This window comes from Bradyrhizobium campsiandrae, assembly GCF_014529705.1.
Lineage (GTDB): Bacteria > Pseudomonadota > Alphaproteobacteria > Rhizobiales > Xanthobacteraceae > Bradyrhizobium > Bradyrhizobium campsiandrae.
In genome coordinates this window covers 1-428 of sequence record NZ_JAANIH010000224.1, presented here as the reverse complement: position 1 = coordinate 428, position 428 = coordinate 1, and the positions used below count along the sequence as shown (strand labels likewise).

General features: G+C 60.3%; 1 pseudogene. It reads right to left on the bottom strand.

Features of this window, described 5'->3' with window-relative positions:
- Nucleotides 1-155: 155 nt before the first annotated feature.
- A pseudogene (locus G8O24_RS47190) lies at nucleotides 156-428 on the bottom strand (hypothetical protein); the annotation flags it as partial.

The following is a 428-nucleotide window of genomic DNA, read 5'->3' as shown; positions in this document are numbered from 1 at the left end:
TAACCATCCGGCTGATGTCTTCTCTAATGCGTGGAGGTGTACTCATGTCGCCCTTTCAAGTCAGGGGCAGCTCCCGCCCCAGTCCATCCGGCGGAAGTTCCCACCGGCGACCTGGTTGTGCCGCCAGGCCTGGTCACAGACACGCGATGACGCGGTCACTTATCGAACGTGGTTCTCCCCGAAACCGGCTTCACGTCATGCCAGGCATGGTCCCCGCAGGAGGCAACGATCGCATCGTTGACCGCCGCTGAGGCCCAACCATCGGCGACAGATGGGCCATATTGCTGCCCATCCAAGACCCCTCGGACGAATTTCGCAGCCTCAACGACCTTCATGTCGTCAAAGCCCATGGATGTTCCGGCTCCCGGTTGGAAACGCATGAACTCCGGGAAGTCTGGTCCGGCCATGCAGTTGACATATCCCTGCAG